16 protein-coding genes are annotated in these 15,631 nt (G+C 39.3%); 7 read left to right on the top strand and 9 right to left on the bottom strand.

All coding sequences use genetic code 11. The annotated features are described in order from the left end of the window. Positions 1 to 111 precede the first annotated feature (111 nt). Entirely contained in the window at positions 112 to 585 is a 474-nt protein-coding gene (locus EP1X_RS00485) for an L-2-amino-thiazoline-4-carboxylic acid hydrolase (protein WP_055280793.1), read from the bottom strand. 293 nt (positions 586 to 878) lie between these two features. Here EP1X_RS00485 and EP1X_RS00480 point away from each other — a divergent pair, with 293 nt between their 5' ends. Further along, entirely contained in the window at positions 879 to 1,547 is a 669-nt protein-coding gene (locus EP1X_RS00480) for a DUF4097 family beta strand repeat-containing protein (protein ID WP_055280792.1), read from the top strand. Here EP1X_RS00480 and mrtA read toward each other — a convergent pair. Together mrtA and EP1X_RS00470 are read right to left on the bottom strand one after the other, a co-directional pair. Beyond that, a complete protein-coding gene (gene mrtA, locus EP1X_RS00475; RefSeq protein ID WP_055280791.1) occupies positions 1,534 to 2,130 on the bottom strand; it encodes a CPBP family archaeomyxosortase MrtA in 597 nt (198 codons plus the stop codon). The two genes, EP1X_RS00480 and mrtA, sit on opposite strands and share 14 nt — an antisense overlap. Before the next feature lie 33 nt (positions 2,131 to 2,163). Next, positions 2,164 to 3,030 carry a peptidylprolyl isomerase gene (locus tag EP1X_RS00470; protein ID WP_055280790.1) on the bottom strand — a complete coding sequence of 289 codons (867 nt, stop codon included), beginning with the start codon at positions 3,028 to 3,030 and terminating at the stop codon, positions 2,164 to 2,166. A 131-nt stretch (positions 3,031 to 3,161) separates the two neighbouring features. Here EP1X_RS00470 and cysS point away from each other — a divergent pair, with 131 nt between their 5' ends. Together cysS and EP1X_RS00460 are read left to right on the top strand one after the other, a co-directional pair. Beyond that, entirely contained in the window at positions 3,162 to 4,586 is a 1,425-nt protein-coding gene (cysS, locus tag EP1X_RS00465) for a cysteine--tRNA ligase (RefSeq protein WP_055280789.1), read from the top strand. Positions 4,587 to 4,659: 73 nt separating this feature from the next. Continuing rightward, positions 4,660 to 5,973 carry a M20/M25/M40 family metallo-hydrolase gene (locus tag EP1X_RS00460; protein ID WP_055280788.1) on the top strand — a complete coding sequence of 438 codons (1,314 nt, stop codon included), beginning with the start codon at positions 4,660 to 4,662 and terminating at the stop codon, positions 5,971 to 5,973. A 50-nt stretch (positions 5,974 to 6,023) separates the two neighbouring features. Here the strand turns inward: EP1X_RS00460 and dmpI are convergent, their stop codons facing one another. Continuing rightward, the gene (gene dmpI, locus EP1X_RS00455) at positions 6,024 to 6,212 is read right to left on the bottom strand and encodes a 4-oxalocrotonate tautomerase DmpI (RefSeq protein ID WP_055280787.1); all 189 of its coding nucleotides are present in this window, start codon (positions 6,210 to 6,212) and stop codon (positions 6,024 to 6,026) included. A gap of 207 nt (positions 6,213 to 6,419) precedes the next feature. Here dmpI and EP1X_RS00450 point away from each other — a divergent pair, with 207 nt between their 5' ends. Continuing rightward, a complete protein-coding gene (locus EP1X_RS00450; protein WP_055280786.1) occupies positions 6,420 to 7,067 on the top strand; it encodes a phosphoribosyltransferase in 648 nt (215 codons plus the stop codon). After that, a complete protein-coding gene (locus EP1X_RS00445; protein WP_371180364.1) occupies positions 7,042 to 7,371 on the top strand; it encodes a hypothetical protein in 330 nt (109 codons plus the stop codon). Before EP1X_RS00450 ends, EP1X_RS00445 begins: the two co-directional genes overlap by 26 nt. Here the strand turns inward: EP1X_RS00445 and EP1X_RS00440 are convergent. After that, positions 7,362 to 9,137: a DUF4932 domain-containing protein gene (locus tag EP1X_RS00440; RefSeq protein ID WP_055281361.1), complete on the bottom strand. Its 1,776-nt coding sequence runs from the start codon at positions 9,135 to 9,137 to the stop codon at positions 7,362 to 7,364. The genes EP1X_RS00445 and EP1X_RS00440 overlap by 10 nt on opposite strands. Before the next feature lie 94 nt (positions 9,138 to 9,231). Here EP1X_RS00440 and EP1X_RS00435 point away from each other — a divergent pair, with 94 nt between their 5' ends. Then, complete coding sequence (locus EP1X_RS00435) at positions 9,232 to 10,200, top strand: metal ABC transporter solute-binding protein, Zn/Mn family (RefSeq protein ID WP_055280784.1); 969 nt, start codon at positions 9,232 to 9,234, stop codon at positions 10,198 to 10,200. Positions 10,201 to 10,207: 7 nt separating this feature from the next. Here EP1X_RS00435 and EP1X_RS00430 read toward each other — a convergent pair whose 3' ends face one another. The 4 genes from EP1X_RS00430 to EP1X_RS00415 are packed head-to-tail and all read right to left on the bottom strand — an operon-like array spanning position 10,208 to position 14,978. After that, entirely contained in the window at positions 10,208 to 11,113 is a 906-nt protein-coding gene (locus EP1X_RS00430; RefSeq protein WP_055280783.1) for an ABC transporter permease, read from the bottom strand. Beyond that, complete coding sequence (locus EP1X_RS00425) at positions 11,110 to 12,141, bottom strand: ABC transporter permease (RefSeq protein WP_055280782.1); 1,032 nt, start codon at positions 12,139 to 12,141, stop codon at positions 11,110 to 11,112. Before EP1X_RS00425 ends, EP1X_RS00430 begins: the two co-directional genes overlap by 4 nt. Continuing rightward, complete coding sequence (locus EP1X_RS00420; RefSeq protein WP_055280781.1) at positions 12,131 to 13,660, bottom strand: ABC transporter ATP-binding protein; 1,530 nt, start codon at positions 13,658 to 13,660, stop codon at positions 12,131 to 12,133. The genes EP1X_RS00425 and EP1X_RS00420 overlap by 11 nt, the downstream gene beginning before the upstream one ends. Before the next feature lie 49 nt (positions 13,661 to 13,709). Next, positions 13,710 to 14,978 (bottom strand): BMP family protein, encoded by a 1,269-nt coding sequence (locus EP1X_RS00415; RefSeq protein ID WP_055280780.1) that lies wholly within the window; start codon positions 14,976 to 14,978, stop codon positions 13,710 to 13,712. Positions 14,979 to 15,106: 128 nt separating this feature from the next. Here EP1X_RS00415 and EP1X_RS00410 point away from each other — a divergent pair, with 128 nt between their 5' ends. Further along, complete coding sequence (locus EP1X_RS00410; protein ID WP_055280779.1) at positions 15,107 to 15,562, top strand: hypothetical protein; 456 nt, start codon at positions 15,107 to 15,109, stop codon at positions 15,560 to 15,562. The last annotated feature ends 69 nt before the right edge of the window (positions 15,563 to 15,631 follow it).

The raw sequence follows: 15,631 nt of genomic DNA, 5'->3' as shown, positions 1-15,631 counted from the left end.
ACTCCTTTAATCGTTTAATATTCATGAATAATCTAATTTAAGTAAAAAGTCGTTAGATAATATACTCTCGATCATGTTTTGGTTTGAAATAGATAAACAAGAGAAAGTAGGTTAGTTTTTAGTTTTTAACCTCACATCAAATAAACATACTTCGTCGCCTTTTAACACGTTTTTGGGCCTTTTAAACTCTACATTGGGGTTATATGCCTTCATCAATGCGACATCTTGCTCACAGTATATGAGACCAATTTCCTCTGCATTTTTCTCTTTCCAGACTTTTGCAAAAGGACAAAAGGTTACCTCACTATAGTAGGTTCTATCATCCACTTGCCCTTTACTTTTCCAAGCTTCTTTCAATGGCATATCATAATATTTTGACAGGTTTTCCAATGTTAAAGGCAATCCCCTGCTTAAAACATCCTTTCTAATATTTTCACCTCTTTCCGATCCAAATTTCTCTATAGCTCGTTCCAAGGCCTTTTCCCCCTCTTCTCCAAAGGTGTCTATTACTTCTTTTGAAATGTGGTAGAAGAGGAGAGCCATAATTTCGGCCATCTTTTGAACACTATTCTTTTCTTCATTCATTAAAGTACCTCCTTTTCAGTAGATTCCTCATATAAACCATTGTTTAACAACTCTAAAAACCTTCTTGTGAGGTCATATCCTGCTCTAAACTTTTAGGTTAGTGTAAGTTTTGGACGTGAAACAGGAATAAGACTAAAGAGAATACTAAAAAGAGTCCCTAGAGATCTTTAAACTTTCGTTCTAGCTTTTAGTAGAAGTGAGCTTTATGAGTGTTGGAAGTGCCGGATTACTGATCAGTTTTGACCACATTTTTATTTTCTCTTGACCACTCTATTATATATTAGGTGATAGGTATGATTGAAGTAGTTGAGAGAGAATACAAAATGGGGCCCGGAATGAAGTTAAAGCTTGGCAATATAAACGGCTATGTAAAAATGGAGGGTTATGAGGGAGATACATTAAAACTCAGAGCTGAGAAAAAGTGGGGCCTTTTAGGTGCTGAACCTAAAATAAAAATCAAAAAAGAAGGAGATACACTCATAATAAAAGTGAAACAGAAGAGAAGCTTTGGAGTAAGTATTGGCGAAAGTGCGGTTAATTTTGAACTACTTATTCCGAAGGAAGTTGAAGTTGAGGTGGCAAGTGTTAACGGCTCGATAACTGTTAAAAACATTTCAAAAGCGGGCAAAATAGCCACAGTAAACGGGAGAATAGATGTTGAAAATGTTGAAGCTAGAAAAATTTCGACAGTAAATGGGACGATAAAGGCATTAATGACAAGAATTAGCAATGATGCTGGTATATCCACAGTAAATGGTAGTATTGAAGTCTATGTTCCAAAGAACGCCAATGTGGAAGTTAAAGCAAGTACTGTAAATGGAAAGATAAATACTGACATACCAGGGGAGATCTCAAAGACACCTATTTACGGACCAAAATCATTCATGGGAGTTCTTGGAGAGGGAAGACACAAACTGAAGGTATCTGCAGTGAATGGAAGTATCACAATTAAGCTGAGATGATGCAAAGGATATCAAACACTATTGCACCCATCCAGTGAAGAAAAAAGCTTGGTAGAAAGCTCTCGCTTTTTAGATCTATTTTTGCAAATGCTATTCCAGCAAAGAATGAATAAGGGACCTCCAGCGCTGGCTTTCCTATATGGACAAGAGTATATGGAATATTCTGTGCGAGTATGCCGACCCATTCATTTTCTTTAGCCAAGGGGAAGAGTAATATCCCTCTGTAAAATGCCTCATGAGCGAACATTATAACTCCTATGAGGAGTTCTTTGAAGAGAAACTCTGACCAGGACGTGTAGGTGAAAATAGGGTAATAATCTCTGAAGGCGTCTAATTGGGAGGCATACATGCTTATAGGAAGTGCCATGAAAAAAACCATAAACGCCCATTTATATCCTTCTTTTTTGCCAAATTTAAACCCCATTTCATTTAGCTTAAACCCAAGGGAGTACGCTACTATAAGGGGGATTATCACATAAAAGAGGATATTATAAAAAGCCCATTCATATATGTTAGTCCCTAAAGAACGACTAAGAATCACGAGAAGAATTCCGACGAGATATAGGATGAATGAACTTTTCAAAGGTGACCACCAAATAAAAGAGGGTGGGGAAGATCACTCCTCTTTGGTTTCATTCTCTACGGTGTTTTCTTCATTGGCTTCTTCGATTTCTTCGGCTTTTTCAACTTCCTTAGCGATTTCTTCTGGTGGTTCTTCACTCTTCTCTTCTATTTCAGGTTCAACTTTTTCAGGTTCCTCTTCTTCAATCTTAGCTTCTGGAGGTTTTAGAAGATCTTCAACTGTAGGTTTGAATTCCACTGTTTCGTAACCCAAGAACTTGAGGTCACTTTCTAAAAGTATTTCGCCCAATACAAGGGTTCTTGGATCTAATGTTTGTTCTCCGAAGTCTATCTTTACATCCTTCTCGCCAACTTCAATCTGCACTTTTTCAAAGTCGATTCTTGGGATTCTAAGGTCTATGAGAGCTTTTACTTTCTCTATTGGGTCTTCGATTTTTTCAAGAATCTCGACTTCATACACCGCAGTTTTCCCAGCAAATGGGTGGTTAAAGTCAACTCTAACTCTACCACTTGAAACGCTCATAACTCTTCCTTTGAGTTTCTTCCCACTTTCTGTTTCTATTTCTACATCAAGTCCAGGGAATGGATAAATGCCTTGTCTTCTGAACTGGCCTATTGTAAACGTTTTTATGAGTTTGGGATCTCTCTTCCCAAAGGCCTTTTCTGGGGGGATCTCAAGAGTGTACTTCTTCCCAACTTCCAGGCCTTCTAAAGCTTCGTCAAGGCCTTTTATAACATGTCCAGCACCCACTGCTATTGGCACTGGTCCGTAAATGCCTTTTTCATTGTAAATGCCAGCTTCTTTTGCAACGTCTTCATAAGTTGTATCAAATATCTCTCCAGTCTCTTTGATCTTTCCAATGTAGTGGAGCTTTATTACATCCTTCTTTGCCACTTTCATAATCATAACCTCCTGATTTCCTTTTTTCAAAAGCTGGTTTAGATTATGGAATGGGGTTTTTAAGCTTTGCACTTGCCGAAAGCGATAATCTAATAAAAACCTTAGAGAACTTTTTCTGGGTGGTAGAAAAAATGAAAGTTTACAACACGATGACAAAGCAAAAAGAGGAATTCAGACCTTTGAGAGAAGGCGAGGTCAGGATGTACGTTTGTGGGCCCACCGTTTATGATTACACTCATCTTGGACACGCAAGGACCTACATAGCTTTTGATGTGATAAGACGGTACCTGGAGCATAAAGGATATAGTGTCTTAATGGTGATGAATTTCACTGATATAGATGATAAGATCATAAGAAGGGCGCAGGAAACAGGGGAGGACCCAAATGAGCTTGCAGAGAGATTTTTAAAATTCTTTTTGGAGGACATGAAGTCGTTGAAGGTTAAACCCGCTGATATTTATCCGAGAGTTACAGAGCACATTCAAGATATAATTGAGTTTGTCAGAAAACTTGAGGAAAGAGGATACGCATACGAAGGTACTGATGGTGTTTATTTTGAAGTTAGAAAATATAGAGAATATGGAAAGTTAAGTAAAATAAATCTTGAAGACCTCAGAAAAGGAGCAAGAGTCGAGCCAGGAGAAGGAAAGAGAAATCCTGAGGATTTTGCTCTCTGGAAGAAGGCTAAACCTGGAGAACCAAAATGGGACAGCCCATGGGGAGAAGGTAGGCCTGGGTGGCATATAGAATGTTCTACTATGAGCACAAAATACCTTGGAGAGAGCTTTGACATTCATGGTGGTGGAAATGACTTGATCTTCCCCCATCATGAAAACGAAATAGCACAGACAGAGGCATGCACAGGAGTAGAATGGGTTCGCTACTGGCTTCACACAGGCTTTGTTATGGTAAAAGGAGAAAAAATGAGTAAAAGCCTTGGAAACTTTGTCACGATAAGAGAACTCCTTGAAAGATACTCACCTGAAGTTATAAGGTTCTTTGTCCTTCAAAAGCACTATCGCTCTCCTCTTGACTATACAGAAGAAGGAATTCAACATGCAAAGAACAACCTTGAGCGTTTGTATAACACCATCGAGAACATAAGAATAGCAATGGAAAAAGCCGAGATACCGTTCAAATGGGAGAAAGAGGAATTTGAGCTCTATGAAGTTATAAGAGAAGCTAAGAAGAAGTTCTATGAGGCCATGGATGATGACTTCAATACTGCTGAGGCCATGAAGCCTATATTTGAAGTTGCAAATGCTGTAAACGTCTATCTCACAAAAGTTGAGAAACCAAAAGAAAGTGTACTGAGAAAGGCCATTGAGTTCTTCAGAATAATAAGTGAAGTTTTCGGGATCTTTGAAGAATACTTTAAGGAAGCTAAAGAGAGCAAAGAAGAAGAACTCATAGAGTTGCTCATTGAGGTGAGAAGTACACTTAGGAAGCAGAGAAGCTTTGAATTAGCAGATAAGATAAGGGCAGAACTCAGAGAACTAGGAATTCAGCTTGAAGATACTCCTGAAGGGACAATTTGGAAGAGGATAAATGTTTAGCTCTCTTCTTTTTGATTTTGGCTTTAGCAATTTTTAAATATCCTTTCGATGAGAATCTTAATGGTGTAATCCTATGGAGGTAATTGATCTTCTTTCTGAGCTTGTAAAATTTGACACAACAAATGATCCGGGAAGGAAGATAAAACCACCAAAAGAATGCCCTCACTTCATAAGGGATACTTTAGCTTCATGGGGAATTGAAACCGAACTAATAGAGAGAAATGGCTACTATGGTGTCTACGGAGAAATTGGAAAAGGAAAACCAAAATTGCTTTTCATGGCCCACTTTGATGTTGTTCCAGTGAATAGGGAAGAATGGGAGACAGAACCCTTCGAACTAACGATCAAGGGGGATAAGGCTTATGGTAGAGGAAGTGCTGACGATAAATCAAATGTTGCTGCAGTGATGCTTGCTGTTAGGGAGCTCTCAAAAATGGATCTTAATGGAAAAGTTTTGTTTGCATTTACTGGTGATGAAGAAATAGGTGGAGCTCTAGCTATGCATATTGCTGAGAGACTCAAAGAGAGGGAAAATCTCCCAGAATACATGATAAATGCCGATGGAATTGGAATGAGGCCAATAATCCGAAGGAGAAAAGGTTTTGGTGTTTCTATAACTGTTCCTGCAGAAAAAGCCATAATTAAAGGAATTCTAAAGGAGACAACCTTTAAAATAAATACTCCAGTAATTGAAACACGAGACGCTGCGTATTTCCTTCCAGGAGTTGATAGTCATCCAATGATATCTCTTTCTCATTTCTTGAGGAATACAAACTTTATTGCAGTAAGTCTCGAAGGTAGATTCCTAAAGTCCAATGTGGTTCCAAGTGAGGTGACTCTCAAATATCTTGAACCAGGAGAGGGAGAAAATGTAGAGGTTGATTTGGGTTTAACTAAACTCTTGAGGGCTATTGTTCCATTAGTTAGAGCCTCAATAAAATCAGAAAAATACAGTGATTATGGGGTTTCAATAACTCCAAACCTCTATTCCTCTCAAAATGGAAAACACACTCTCAAACTCGATATACGAATGATGGGGCATTCACAGGTAGAAATTGAAAAAGTGCTGAGGGAAATACTGAATTTCAATATTCCAGAGGCGGAACTTATAGTAAAAAGCAATGAAAAGGCTGGTTACCTCTTTACTCATCCAGAAGAGAGAATAGTAAGATCAATGCTTGAAACGCTCAGAGAATTTGGTGAAAGCGTGGAACCCGTTGAAGGACCAGGGGCAGCTGATTCTAGGTTCTTCACGCCTTACGGAGTTAAAGCAATAGACTTTGGTCCCAAAGGTGGAAACATCCATGGGCCAAATGAATACGTAAATATAGAATCGCTCAAAATATTGCCTGATGTGTACAAGAAAGTTGCACTTAAGCTACTCTAATGGAATCTAAAAATATATCATACACAAGGTCTGATGGGTTTATTCTTTTTTCACCTCTTCTTTTTGAAATCCAACAATAATTCTCCATTAATTCCGACATTCTCGGAAGGATTTTCCTTTATAAGCACTGTTATATGGTTTATCCCATAAATCTCTGACGCAACTTCTGTAAACCTTTTCACGAGCTCTCTCTTTTTCTCAACACTAATTGGGGGCCCTTCTACAATTATGGTTGGCATTCCATTCACCACTTTTAAATTAAAGTTTAGAGTATATTAAAATTCTACTCTTTTCCTAGTTGTTTAAGTGGCAATGGTTGCCAAGTTTTTAAAAAGATCGGGCATTTTAACTTCCTTTGTGGCTGAAAGTCTCGTCGTGAACGACGAGAAGAGGTCGGTGGGAAAAGCTTAAATATCTCCTTCTTATTAACGTCAGTAAGGGAAATCATGAAAAAGTTTCCAGCATACTTAGCTTCTTGGGACGATATAGAAAGATGGGCTAAAGAAGGTGCAACAAAGATTCTCGAGAAAGAGTGGAGACCAGATGTTGTTGTAGGTCTTGCAAGGGGAGGTTGGATTGCCGCAAGGCTCTACTGTGATTATATTGGGGTTAAAGACCTTGTAAGTATTAAGGTAGAGCATTGGGGAGTCACGGCAACTCCAGATGGAAAAGCGAGACTGAAATATGGGACCCAGTATGACTTTGAAGGTAAAAAAGTTTTGATAGTTGATGATATAGCTGACACAGGAGAAAGCCTGACTCTTGCAAAGAACTATGTTGAGAGCAAAAACCCAGCTGAAATCAAAGTTGCAACGCTCTTGACAATCAAAACCTCGAAGTTTCAGCCAGATTATTTTGGAGAAGAAATTGATTGGGCGTGGATAGTGTTCCCATGGAATTTTGTTGAGGATATGATAAACCTTGTAAATAACCTCTTTGAGGAGAAGGAAACTCTCACTCTGGATGAAATAGTTGAGTTGTTTAAAGAATTACACGGTATGGAGGTTCCGAAAGAAAAGCTTGAGGAAGCCTTAAGATTTGCCCAGATGAGAAAGATATTTAAATCAGATGGGCAATCTTGGCGCAAAGCCTAAGGTTGTGATACCTTTGGATAAAGAGGATATGATAAAATCAATAAAGGAGCACAGCAACTATTCCAGAGAGATTTATGACATGCACGAAGAAGTCATCAACGAGGCATTGGAAAACTATGAGCAGCTAAAAGAGGAGTACTTAAATGGACACTCTAGGGCTAGAATCGTGAGGATAGTGATAAACGAGGATAACAATCTACCCTTGGCCATAGAATTCCATCGCAAAGATGACTCATTTAAAGGGTTCAGCATAGCAATTGGAAAGCCCTACATAAAGAATGGAAAAAGCAACGGTCATGAATGAACATAGAATCCTTCCTCTATATTCGCTCCATCGTATATTTGATAGCTTACTAGATAGTATGTTGGATTTTTATATTTCCTTGTTCTATACCTATCTACTCCTGCAATCCACACTATATAGTTGTCCTCTCTATAGGGATTCCTTATGCTCATGATAAGGGAAACTGGCGAATAATAACGCTTCTGGATGAATTTGACTTCTTTTATACTCTGATTTGTTATCAAAAATGTCCTTACATTTTCAAATTCTGAATTTTTCACCAAAATCCAACTTCCGTTTGAGAATACAAATCTTAGGGGAAATTCTTCATCAAGCTGATCTACAATTTTATTGCTTAAAGGGCCTCCTACCAGAATTATATCTTTCTTAAGGTCTTCTTGGGTAAGGTTTATATCGGCCTTTATTTCAATTTTTATTTCTCCAGGCCATTGAGAATAGAAAGTCTGGAGGTAGTTTCTTATTATCTCTGCAGTCTCCTTGTCGTACTCCACTCCATTTTTATCTGGATTTTGGGTACCGTAGACTATCAAAACTTCTCCTTCTCTAACTACATCATCTAGTGCTCTTAGAGGTGTTACTGGAACTTCTTTCTCATAGATCTCCTTAACTCTCTCTTTCGGAACTTTTTCACTCAGTTCAGTTAGTATGTTTAAAATGTACTCATCAAGAGGCTTATTTTCCTCAATGGCAATCTTTGAATACTTTTCATAGAGGGATATTATTTCTTCGATCCAGAACTCACCCCACGCTTTTTCCATTTGGAGAGAAAGCTCTGCATAATCTTTATTTATTTTGCTTAAAGCAAAGTATGCCCATGCGTCGGCGAAGCTTTCGTATATCATTCCTGTATTTCCCCAAAAATGAATGTCGTAGATGGCTAGGTATGGCATATCTTCTTCTATTATGCTCTCTAAATACTGAAGAGGCTTAACTTTGTAGCCATAGTATTCATCAAGTTTTTCTGTAGTAATATCGTGCCCAAGTTCATGATAAATAAACTCTAAAACCCACAATTTATCGAATTCACTATTGTTTAGATAAACACTGTTCAATGGAAGGCCAAATATTGTGTCTTTTGCTCTAAGAAATCCCCAGTAAGTCTTTGGCGGATTTCTTCTAACCAACGGAGGTATCCCACCAGAACCATATATCTTTGTTTCATTAACCTCCTCTCTAAAGCTGTGTCCGTGAATGCAGACTAGATATGGAAAGTGGAATTCAAAACGTATGTTTGCTAGATTCATGTAGGGCTTCATGAACTTATCTGGGGGGAGAAACATTATAGCAGAGCTATAAAGTTGTAAATCCTTGCTGTAATAGTTCTCATGTGCTTTAAAAAACTCCATGAAGTTTGTGTCTCGGGAGAAGTTCCTTAAAACATTGACTATCTTATCGAGCTCTAGGTCTTGCCAATCGGTATAAATCCTTCTCATTTCAGGAGGTTCTGAAAACTGCAAAAGATAAGCATCGAGAACGAATAGTTTATAGTCTCTTTCTGGAATAGTCGTTGCATCTTTGAAATAATCTTTGAGCATCTTCACAGCTTCGTGGTCTTTGTATTTTCCAAACCACATTTCCACATCATTAATGTACGCTCTTCTATTGATCACAAATTCGTCATGACCAAATGCGAGATAATAAGTTATAGAGAGCAACTCTTCATTTGGATTTATCTTTATTAGAACATTATTTTGCTCAAACTGGTATGCATTAGCACTTGGAAGGAGTATTAGGAGTAGTAAAATTGCCATTAATTCCCGTTTCATAGGCATCATAAATATTCTGTACTTTGGAATATTTAACCTTAAATCCTGCAAAACTTTAAAACATCTGAACCCAACATTATTAGGGTGGCCTAAAATGAGAAAGATAATAATACTTTTGATATTCATGCTTTCACTCTCTTCCCCTGTCATAGCCCAAGAAAAACCACTAGTAATCACAAGCATAGCTCCGATAGCAGAAATAATTAAAGAAGCCTTTGGAGAAAGTGTCCAAGTAGAATATCTTGTCCCTCCAGGGGTTGATCCACACCAGTACCAACTTACCCCGGAACAAATTGAAAAAATTCAGAGGGCTGATGTTATACTCACGATTGGCCACTTGCCAGCTGAAGAAAAAATAGAGGAGATTGAGAAAGAAGGAATCTTGAAGGGAGAAGTTTTGGGCATAGAAGATTATCAAAAGCATGGTTTTCATTATCTTCCTGAGAGGTGGTACTATAACAAAAATAACCCTCATGGAGTGTGGCTTGACCCATACAATGCTCTTGCAATTGCTGATGCGGTTAAAGATGTTTTGTCTGCTTTTTATCCTCATGAGAGTTATTTTGAGACCCAGTACTCTCTATTTAGAGCTAAGATAGAGGGCATAATTCTTTCTTATCAAGCTCACAACATAACGGGAAAAAGAGCAATAGTTGAACTTCCTTCTCAACAGTATGCAGTGGAATGGATGGGGATGGAAGTTGTAAGTTCAATAAAACCTGAAGAGGAAGTTCCGGCTAGGAGTGTGGATGAGCTTTTAGAAATAGCAAAAACTATTGATGTGATAATATACTCTGAGGATTCTCCTAACTCTTTAAAAGATGCTGCTTTTGAGCTTTCACGAAGAAGCGGAGTGCCAGTAGTTGAAGTGTCTACGACATGGGTAGGTAAGAAATATTCGGAAGTACTTGCCCAAAATTCTGCTAACATTCTCCTAGCCTTTAAGGAGCCTCCATATAAAGAAGTTCCTCAGTCTGTAAGCTTGAACACCACTTATATCCTTCTTTCGCTTATAGTGGGTATAACATTGGGGACAGCTATAGGCGTAATAATAAAGAAATAAAAAGAGATCACTCTCTCTTGTAAGGCTTTCCATCCCACTTGGGAACTCTTACTTTTCCTATTATTCCTGCAACTATGATCAGAGTTACCAGATAGGGGAGTGTTGCCACGAATTGCCACGGAATAACTTTCTGGACTGCTGGAGTGGTCCTGACCCATACTGAGAGGTTGTCAAAGAATCCAAAGATGAATCCTCCTAGAAGGGCCCTTAATGGATTCCATCCACTGAATACCATGTTTGCTAATGCTATAAAACCTCTTCCGGCGGAAAGCTGTTTTGTAACTGTACCAAGCCAATCAACACTCATAAAAGCTCCTCCAAGGCCTGCAAGAGTTGCTCCGTAAACTGTGGCTAAAAACCTATAACGTTCGACGTTAATACCTAGCGCATCAGCTGCTTCTGGATTCTCACCTACAGATCGTATTCTAAGTCCTAATGGGGTTCTAAAGAGCACCCAATGGGTCAGCACAGTAATTACTATTGTTATGATGACCATTGGACTTAAACTTCCGTAGGCAGTTTTTATTAGGGGTTCTATTCTAAAGTTTGAAGGCACTTGGTGCTGACCTGCTGTTCCCCAATATGCAGGAATTCCAAAGGCTACTATACCTAATGCGAGCAGATTGACACCTATCCCTGGTATAACGTGATCTCCTTTTAGATATACTGTTATAAATCCATGAAGCATTCCCAGGAGTGTACCTACAAATGCACCTCCTAAGAGTCCTATCCATGGATTCCCAGTAATTTCGGCAAAAATAGCTCCAAAAAATGCGCTCATGAGCAGTATTCCCTCATATCCGATATTTACTACACCAGCTCTTTCGCTTACCACTGCTCCTACACTTGTAAGCACTAAGGGGACCATTGCTGTTAATGCTCCTATGAGGGTTGAAATTACTGCATCCATCATCTTCTCACCACCCTTTTCAATAGATCCAAAAGTCCTGGTATGGCAACTGTAACGACTATAATTCCCTGAACCATTCTAACCATCTCCAAGGGAACTCCTGCTTCAATTTGCATAGCTGTAGCTCCAGCTTTAAGCATACCAAAGAATATTCCACTGAATATTATTCCAATGGGATGGTTTCTGCCCACTAATGAAACTCCAATTCCATCGAATCCATATCCATAAATGTTTGCCATTCCCTGACTTATTGCATAGCTTGGTGGTCTTCCCATGACTTCAGTAGCTCCAGCTAGACCGCTCATAATTCCGCCTAGTAAGAATGACCATATCACCGCTTTTTTGGGGTTTATACCCCCATAACGTGCTGCTCTTTCGTTATATCCGCTAACTCTTAGTTCATAGCCTAATGTGGTATGCCAGAGAATGTAATATGCTATGAGAGCTGCTGCCACAGAAATGACAAAGGCCCATGATAACTCTGTTCCTCTTATTACTATTGGAAATCTCGCACTTACAGGGACGGCTATGGTTTTGTTTGGGTCATCTGGATTGGGTATCTTCTGAAGGACTATATATAAGGCAATGAAATACGCCATCCAATTTAACATGATTGTAGAAACAACCTCGTTAACTCCTCTAAAGACCTTTAAAAAGGCAGGAATGGACATCCACACAAGTCCCGCAATTATTCCACCAAGAAGACCTATTAAAACATTTCCCAGAATATTAGTGAAGATAATTGCAGCTATAGCTCCAAAATACACTGTTCCTTCGGCACCTATGTTGAATAGACCTGTCCTTGCGCCAAGTCCAAAGGTTAGTGCGGTTAAAATTATTGGTGTTGCAGCACTCAGGGTCATGGCCCATCCATATTTGGAGCCTAATGCACCATCAAAGAGGGCTACATATGCTTCAGTCGGACTGTATCCAGAGAATGCTAGTATAATGGCACCTATTAACATTCCTATTATGATAGCTATTAGACTTTCTACAAGAGGCTTAAAGAACCCTTTAATGTTAGCTTTCATGTTTTATACCTCCCATCATTAGTCCTATTTGTTCTTCAGTAACCTCTTCAGGCTTTACGATCCCAACGAACTTTCCTTCATACATTATTGCCATTCTATCACTAAGCTGGAGAACTTCATCCAAATCTGCAGACACCAAAAGAACAGCCTTATTCTCATTCCTAAGTTTTATCAAGTAATTTCTTATGTACTCTGTCGAAGCAACATCAACACCCCTTGTGGGCTGAGAGGCTATAATGAACTCTGGTTGTTTGCTCACTTCTCTTGCCACGATAAGCTTTTGTTGATTTCCTCCACTCAAGCTCTTTGCTGGGGACTCTATACTTGGAACCAAGACCTCAAAGTTCTCTACAAGTTTTGCTGCATGTTCTTTAGCTTTATCCCACCTTAGCATTCCCACGGGGCCTCTAAATGTGTCTCTCCAGTGAAGTCCAAGGATCGAGTTTTCAGCAACACTCATCTCGGTTACCAGTCCCATGTGGATCCTATCCTCTGGAATGTGAGCCACTCCAAGGTCGTAGAGCTCTTTTGGTGGTCTTCCGGTGATGTCTTTTCCATTAAGAATGACCTTACCTTTTACAATTTTTCTTAATCCACTTATGGCTTCTATGAGTTCGGTTTGTCCGTTCCCTTCGACTCCTGCTATTCCAAAGATCTCCCCAGCTCTCACTTCAAATGTCAAACCCTTTACAGCATCTTGGCCTCTATCCCCTCTTACCCACAGATCTTGCACTTGTAGCACTGGCTTACCGGCTTCTTTTGGAGGTTTCTCTATCTTAAGAACCACTTCTCTTCCTACCATCATTTTGGCTAATTCTTTGGGAGAGGTTTCACTTGTATTTACAGTTCCTATTAGTTCTCCTTTTCTGAGAACGGTTACTCTATCTGTTATCTCCATGACCTCTTTGAGTTTGTGGCTGATAAAGATGATCGTTTTACCTTGGGATTTTAGCTTTTTGAGTACTTCGAAAAGCTCTTTCACTTCTATTGGAGTAAGCACTGCAGTTGGTTCATCTAAAATAAGTACATCTACGTCTCTATAGAGGGTTTTTAAAATTTCAATTCTTTGTTGGACACCAACAGGGAGGGTTTCTACAGGAACATCAAGGGAAACTTGAAAGTTTAAATCATCCATAAGCTTTTGCAGTTTTTTCCTTGCTTTTTCAACATCTATTTTAGAGAAGAGACCGTGACCCTCCATTCCCAAGATAATATTGTGGAGTCCATCAAAAACATCTACCAGCGTGAAATGCTGGTGAACCATACCAATTCCATTTGCAAGAGCATCAGCAGGACTTTTAAATCTCACTTCTTTCCCGTTCACAAGTATTTTACCCTCTGTTGGATGAAGCATTCCAGAGAGTATCTTCATTAAAGTCGTTTTTCCAGCTCCATTCTCACCTAATAACCCGTGAATCTCACCTTTTCTTACGGAAAAATCAACACCTTTAAGGGCTTTTGTACCGTCTGGATATATCTTGACAATCCCTTTCATTTCAATAATTGGTACTTCTTCCATAGATGCACCTCCTAAAAGGTTATAAAAGTTAAAAATAGGAAAGGAAAGATCAGCTGCTTTCCCATTGTTTTGCTAAGTCTTCCATTTCTTGCCATGTTTGGGCATTTCTTATGGCTTCGATTTGATCTTTGGTGGTTGCCATGGGAACCTTTATTTCTCCACTTTTAATCTTCTCTTCAAGCTCTGCAACGGCTTGCCATATCCAGTCTGGAACTTGTTTTCTTGTCTCTTCAAGTTTAGCAAAGAGCTCGTCTTCACTAGCGAGTCCTAGTTCTTTGAGTTTTTGCTGCTTGGTGTCTTCTGGTAGTGAGTTAAACATCTCTTTGACTGCATCGATGGTGCTTACTCCAACACCTTGCTCATTAAGCCCAAGCTCCATTATTCCACCTTGCCAGTTGCCTTTAATGGCCATTTCAACAGCCTTGTAGACACCGACGTCCACTCTTTTCATCATTGAGGCGATTATAACGCCTGGTTTAATCCAGTCTTGTGCTGAATCAACACCAACAGCGAATGGTGGCCCCATTTCTTTTCCTTGGCTCTTGAGATATTCATCAACAGCATCGAAGACACCAAGTCCAACAGCCCCGGCTATTTGGTAAATTACCCAAGCTCCTTGTCCGAGTTGGGCTTGAGCTGCGGTCTTACCCTTTGCAGGGTCTGTGAATGAACCTGTGTAAGTGTAAAGAAGGTCTATCTTTACATCGTTTCCAGTCTTTTGTTTGTAGTAATCCTCGGCCCACTTAATTCCGAATCTATAACCACCCTCGAATTTGTAAAGTACTGGGATTTCGATACCAAGAACGGCGCCGACTTTATCTTTTCCATCGTTTGCAGCTATTAAAGCAGCAAGGGCCCCTATTAAGGCTGACCCCTCATTTTCCTTAAATAGAATGCTTACGACATTTGGTTTGTCTGGAATGAATCCGTCAACGATAGCGAACTTCTGGTCTGGGAATTCATCTGCAACCTGTGTTACTGCATCGGTCATCATAAAACCAACAGCTATTATGAGATTGTACTCTCCTGTTTGGGCGAGGCTTCTGAGGTTTGGTAAATAGTCTGATTCTGTATTGCTTTGTACTTCCTTAAGCTCGAGGTTAAATTCTTTTGCTGCTTTGGATGCACCTAGGTAGGCCATATCGTTGAAGCTTAAGTCACCTCTTCCACCAACATCATAAACTACTGCAATCTTCCCTGCGTATTGGGGAGTGGTTGTTTCTGTCTCTGTCTTCTCTCCTCCACCAATACACCCACTTACGGCAACGCTAAACAGCAAAACTCCTATCAAAAATACTGCTAATCCTCTATTCTTCATTAGGTCGACCTCCATAATGGGGGGTTATCGTATGGGAGTGAGAACAATAGAATATATATTTTATGGTTTGGGTGTGCAATTCTGTATGTTTTTAAAAAGACTACTTCTAATAACAAGGGGGAAGGGTCATGCTTAAAAAGATAGCAAATCTTGAGAGTGGTGTAGTTTTAGTTACTGGGGACGCAAAGAAGCTTGCGAGAATTTTTCTTAATGCTTGGCTTTCTAGAGGGTATACTTTTCTTGTGGAGTACCTACCTTTTGAAGTTAATTACCCAGAAAATGTTTTTATTGGGAATATAGAGGAGGGAGTAGAGTTTGATGGATATCTTATTTATTCCCTTCTTTCTAGATCAAAAATGGAGCGAAAAAAGTACTACTCTTTCATAACTGCTCGTAGGGATAGGCTTATCCTTATCTATGAACCGAGGTACTACAAAGATTCCCTTTTCAAATATGATATTAAGGATCTCGTAGACTATCTTGTCTCATATAAGCGGGAAACTATGGGCATGGATAGAGTTGATGTTTATCGACTTGAGAAGGGGAGGGTCATTGAAAAGAAAAGCTATGTTAGGAGATTCTAGAAAAGATGGAATGAAAAATCTTTTAACTTTGCTTCGTATTTTTTAGTGTTAGCAATCACATGGTGAGTA

It is taken from the genome of Thermococcus sp. EP1 (genome assembly GCF_001317345.1).
Lineage (GTDB): Archaea > Methanobacteriota_B > Thermococci > Thermococcales > Thermococcaceae > Thermococcus_A.
Note: the sequence above shows the minus strand (reverse complement) of the source record. Positions and strands in the feature narration are given on the sequence as shown.

Coding starts and splice junctions, on each gene's coding strand:
- EP1X_RS00485 (WP_055280793.1), bottom strand. CDS start 585: ATGAATGAAGAAAAGAATAGTGTTCAAAAGATGGCCGAAATTATGGCT.
- EP1X_RS00480 (WP_055280792.1), top strand. CDS start 879: ATGATTGAAGTAGTTGAGAGAGAATACAAAATGGGGCCCGGAATGAAG.
- EP1X_RS00470 (WP_055280790.1), bottom strand. CDS start 3,030: ATGAAAGTGGCAAAGAAGGATGTAATAAAGCTCCACTACATTGGAAAG.
- cysS (WP_055280789.1), top strand. CDS start 3,162: ATGAAAGTTTACAACACGATGACAAAGCAAAAAGAGGAATTCAGACCT.
- EP1X_RS00460 (WP_055280788.1), top strand. CDS start 4,660: ATGGAGGTAATTGATCTTCTTTCTGAGCTTGTAAAATTTGACACAACA.
- dmpI (WP_055280787.1), bottom strand. CDS start 6,212: ATGCCAACCATAATTGTAGAAGGGCCCCCAATTAGTGTTGAGAAAAAG.
- EP1X_RS00450 (WP_055280786.1), top strand. CDS start 6,420: ATGAAAAAGTTTCCAGCATACTTAGCTTCTTGGGACGATATAGAAAGA.
- EP1X_RS00445 (WP_371180364.1), top strand. CDS start 7,042: ATGGGCAATCTTGGCGCAAAGCCTAAGGTTGTGATACCTTTGGATAAA.
- EP1X_RS00440 (WP_055281361.1), bottom strand. CDS start 9,137: ATGAAACGGGAATTAATGGCAATTTTACTACTCCTAATACTCCTTCCA.
- EP1X_RS00435 (WP_055280784.1), top strand. CDS start 9,232: ATGAGAAAGATAATAATACTTTTGATATTCATGCTTTCACTCTCTTCC.
- EP1X_RS00430 (WP_055280783.1), bottom strand. CDS start 11,113: ATGATGGATGCAGTAATTTCAACCCTCATAGGAGCATTAACAGCAATG.
- EP1X_RS00425 (WP_055280782.1), bottom strand. CDS start 12,141: ATGAAAGCTAACATTAAAGGGTTCTTTAAGCCTCTTGTAGAAAGTCTA.
- EP1X_RS00420 (WP_055280781.1), bottom strand. CDS start 13,660: ATGGAAGAAGTACCAATTATTGAAATGAAAGGGATTGTCAAGATATAT.
- EP1X_RS00415 (WP_055280780.1), bottom strand. CDS start 14,978: ATGAAGAATAGAGGATTAGCAGTATTTTTGATAGGAGTTTTGCTGTTT.
- EP1X_RS00410 (WP_055280779.1), top strand. CDS start 15,107: ATGCTTAAAAAGATAGCAAATCTTGAGAGTGGTGTAGTTTTAGTTACT.